Below are 4205 nucleotides of genomic sequence, written 5' to 3'. Positions count from 1 at the left end.
CCGCCGAACAATTTTTCCGGGAAAGCCCCGTGCCTTGTGGCACGGGGCTTTTCTGCGTTCCGGACCGGATACGAGGGAAGGCAGAAGGGTCGGCCCCGGCAACCTTGCCTGTGCGCCGACGGCGCGGCCGACGTGGGGGCGCGGCCGGGGCAGCCGTGACTCTCGTGGCACCGCGGCGCCGGGCGTGCGGGAAGAGATAGCGGTGCGGAAGTCGTGCCGCCGCGGATTATGAGCATCCCCGGATTCCGTGTATGGTTTACCTCGTTGCCACAGCGCAGCGAGGCCCCAATAGCTCAGTCGGTAGAGCGTCTCCATGGTAAGGAGAAGGTCTGCGGTTCGATTCCGCATTGGGGCTCAGAGAAAGTGAAAGGCCCCCGCCACGAGGCGGGGGCCTTTCACGTGGGAGCGGTGGCGGTCCCGAGGGGCCACCGGCCGTCAGACGTTGTGGGGCGGCTCCGGGACGCGCATGGCCAGGATCGCCATGTCGTCCGATGCGGGCTCGGCCGCGAAGCGCTCCACAGCCCTCAGGATGCGTGCGGCCACCGCTCCGGCCGTCAGGCCCGTACAGGTCGACAGGACGTCCGCGAGACCGTCGTCGCCCAGCATCCGGGCCCCCTCGCGGCGTTCGGTGACGCCGTCCGTGACGCAGAGGAGGACGTCGCCCGGGTTGAGTGTGACCTCCTCCTCGTACAGGTCGAGGTCCTCGAGGACGCCGAGGAGCGGCTGCGGTTCCGCGGCCGCCTCGACGGAGCCGTCCTGCCGCAGGCGCAGCGGGAGCGGGTGGCCGGCGCAGACGACCTTCAGCAGAGCGCTGCCGTCTTCCTGGGGCCACAGCTCGCCGTACAGGAGGGTGAGGAAGCGGCTGCGGGCGCCCTCGTCGAGGATCGCCGCGTTGAGACGCTCCAGGACAGCGGGGCCGCCGAACCCCTCACGGGCGAGCAGCCGCAGGGCATGGCGGGCCAGGCCCGTGACGGCGGCCGCCTCCGGGCCCGTACCGCACACGTCGCCGATGGCGAAGCCGTAGGCGCCGTCGTGGATGGGGAAGACGTCGTAGAAGTCGCCGCCCACCTCGTTGCCCTCGCCCGCCGCGCGGTAGATGACCTCGATCTCCACGTTCGGCACGTCGGGCAGGCCCGGGGGCAGCAGGCTGCGCTGGAGGGACTGGCTGATCGCCATGCGCTCCGAGTACAGGCGCGCGTTGTCCAGGGCCAGGGCGGCCCTGCGGGAGAGGTCCTCGGCCAGTTCCAGGATCTCCTGGCGGAAGTGGTCGTCGGAGGGCTTCCCGAGCGTCAGCATCCCGATCACGCGGTTGCGGGCCACCAGGGGCAGGACGACCGTCTCGCCGCCTACGGCCTGGGCCGTGGCGAGGATGGTGCGGGTGGCCATGCTCATGCTGAGCGGAGCGTCGTGGTCCAGGCTGCGGGTGGATGTGCTCAGCGCCGCGCGGTGGCCGGCCTCGGAGGGGGCGGCCCAGACACGGGCGCCCGGGGTCGGGACCGGGTCGGGCGGGTCGATCTTGGACAGCAGGGCCTTGAGGCCGTCGATGAGGTCCTCGTCCTCGTGGAGGACATACGAGAGGTACGGGTCGGAGGACTGATCCGCGATCGTGTACACGGCGCACCAGGTGGCCAGGGTCGGGACGGTCATCTGGGCCATCAGAGCCAGGGTCTGGTCCCGGTCGAGGGTGCCGGCCAGCAGGTCGGAGGCCTCGACGAGGAAGGACAGGGAGCCGCGGCGCAGCCGTTCCAGCTCGCCGAGGCGGGCGGACTCGACGGCGAGGGCGATGCGGTCCGCCGCGAACTGGAGGCGCAGGGCCTCCTCGTTGGTGTAGCGGCCCGCTGCTTCCGCCGCGACGCCGAGGGAGCCGGTGAGACGGCCCTCGACCTTCAGCGGCACGGTGACGACCGAGCGCATCCCGGTGTCGGTGAGCAGGGGCACGGCGCCCCGGACGGCGTTGAGGTCCTCGTGGACGGCCGGCATCCGAGCGGAGCCGTAGCGTCCCGTTCCGGCTTCGACGGGGACCCGGGCGAAGCGCTGACGGGCCGAGGGGAGGCCCGTCGTGGCGCGGACCTCCAGCTCCGTCTCGTCGTCCGTGGCGAGCAGGAGGAAGGCCGCGTCCGCGTCGAGCATGTCGCGTGCCCGCTCGACCGTCCGCTGGAGGAGACCGTCGAGGTCGTCGGGGGCGGGGGAGCCGATGAACACCTCGAAGGGGTCTGTGGTGCGGTTCTCGGAGGTGTCGGTGACCGGGGCCCGGACGGGGGACTGGAGGACGGCGCGCTCGTCTTCGCGCACCAGGAGGCAGACGGTGGAGGGTTCGCCGTCGGTGTCCCGCACCCGCAGGTGGGAGGCGTAGACAGCGATGATCCGGCCGTCGGCGCCGCGGATACCGTAGCTGCCCTCCCAGCGGGAGAGCTGGAGGGCGTCGACGATTCCGGTGTTGGTTCCCGGGGTGTGCGGCCAGGCCACGAAGTCGGTGAGCTGCTTGCCGGTGACCTGTTCCGCCGCGTGCCCGAAGAGGTAGGCGGCGTCGTCGTTCCACGCGGCGATCGAACCGGAGCGGTCGGTCTGGACGACGGCGACCCGGACCCGCTGGTCGGTGACGGGCAGCAGCGAGGTGGGCAGCACCGGGCCCGCCGAGCGGATGCCGACCGGGCGCTCGGGCAGGTTCAGCTGGAACCAGACGTGCTTGCGTGTGGGGGAGTACTCGACGCCCCAGCGGGCGGCCAGGGCGGCGCAGAGCAGCAGTCCGCGGCCGTTCTCGCGGTCGGGGCTGCCGAAGTCGAGGGCGCTGCTCTGGAGCGGCACCTCGCGTTCCGGGTAGTGGTCGGCGACCTCGACGCGGACGCCGTCCCGGCTGCGCAGGCACAGCACGTCGGCCGCCGTCCCCGCGTGGACCACGGCGTTGGTCACGAGTTCACTGGTGAGTACGACGGCGTCGTCGACGACATCGTTGTAGCCCCACCCCTGAAGGGTGTCCCTGACGAAGGCGCGGGCGGTCGCGACAGAGCGTCCGACCGGCTCGAAGGTGGCGGCCGCGCGCGCGGTGATCACAGCACTCCCCATATGGTGTCTCGTCGCTTCCCCGAGTCCTGTGCCCGTTTCTCGCCGCTTCGATTCGCCTGCCAGGCTAGACGTTCGCCGGGGGCGCGGGTGCACGAGGGCGGGGATCGGGACAGGTCGGGCCGGTGGTGATGCGCGGGCGCATCAGTATGGACTCCCGGCGGCGGCGGTGGGGACCCATGGGGGGAGGCCGTCCGCCGGGCGGCCCCCGCCTGGTACGTTGCAACGATTTGACGTCCGCCCGGTCGCCCGTTGACGGTGTGCTGTGGCGGTGAGCCACAGTGGAACTGGGCAAGCTTCTGGATAGGCCCGAGCGGAACGGTCAACCCCTGCGGGAGGGACACGGTGGAGTCTGGCGTGGCGGCGCAGGGTTCGAATGCGCGTACAAGAGGCGGACAGTCCGTGAAAAAGCAGCGCAATGGCACCGTCGAAGTGGACGCGGCAGCTCTGAACAGGCTGCTCGCGGGCCTCGTGGCGATGCGCGACGGCAACTTCCGCCGACGGCTCACCGTCTCCGGCGACGGGATGATGACGGAGATCGCGGCGGTCTTCAACGAGGTCGCCGACCGCAACCTCCACCTCACCGGTGAGCTCGCCCGCGTACGCCGTGTGGTGGGGCGGGAGGGGAAGCTGACCGAGCGGCTGGAGACGGGGGCCTGCGAAGGCTCCTGGGCGGCCGCGATCGATGCCTCCAACGAGCTCGTCGACGATCTGGCCCGGCCGGTGTCGGAGGTGGGCCGCGTCCTGTCCGCCGTCGCCGACGGCGACCTGGAGCAGCGTATGGAGCTGCGGTCGCACACGGCGGACGAGACGGTACGGCCGTTGCGCGGCGAGTTCCTGAAGGTCGCCCGTACGGTCAACAACCTGGTCGACCAGTTGTCGGTCTTCACCGAACAGGTGACGCGGGTCGCCGTAGAGGTGGGCACGGAGGGGAAGCTCGGCGGGCAGGCCCAGGTCCGTGGGATGTCCGGGTCGTGGAAGGACCTCACGGACTCCGTCAACACCATGGCGTACCGGTTGACCGCACAGGTGAGGGACATCGCGCTGGTCACGACGGCGGTCGCGAAGGGGGACCTGTCGCGGAAGGTCACCGTCCACGTGGCCGGTGAGATGCTCCAGCTGAAGAACACCGTCAACACGATGGT

General features: G+C 71.1%; 2 protein-coding genes and 1 tRNA gene. 2 read left to right on the top strand and 1 reads right to left on the bottom strand.

All coding sequences use genetic code 11. The features are described from left to right. Positions 1–282 precede the first annotated feature (282 nt). A tRNA-Thr gene (locus V9U70_RS02260) sits at positions 283–355 on the top strand. A gap of 80 nt (positions 356–435) precedes the next feature. Here the strand turns inward: V9U70_RS02260 and V9U70_RS02255 are convergent. Next, on the bottom strand, positions 436–3063 hold the full coding sequence (locus V9U70_RS02255) for a SpoIIE family protein phosphatase (RefSeq protein WP_336672711.1): 2628 nt from the start codon (positions 3061–3063) through the stop codon (positions 436–438). A gap of 399 nt (positions 3064–3462) precedes the next feature. Here V9U70_RS02255 and V9U70_RS02250 point away from each other — a divergent pair. Further along, positions 3463–4205: HAMP domain-containing protein (locus V9U70_RS02250; RefSeq protein ID WP_336672710.1), on the top strand; the 743-nt coding region annotated here is incomplete at its 3' end.

The organism is Streptomyces pratensis (assembly GCF_037137275.1).
GTDB classification, from domain to species: Bacteria; Actinomycetota; Actinomycetes; order Streptomycetales; family Streptomycetaceae; genus Streptomyces; species Streptomyces pratensis_B.
This window is presented reverse-complemented; position numbering and strand designations above follow the sequence as displayed.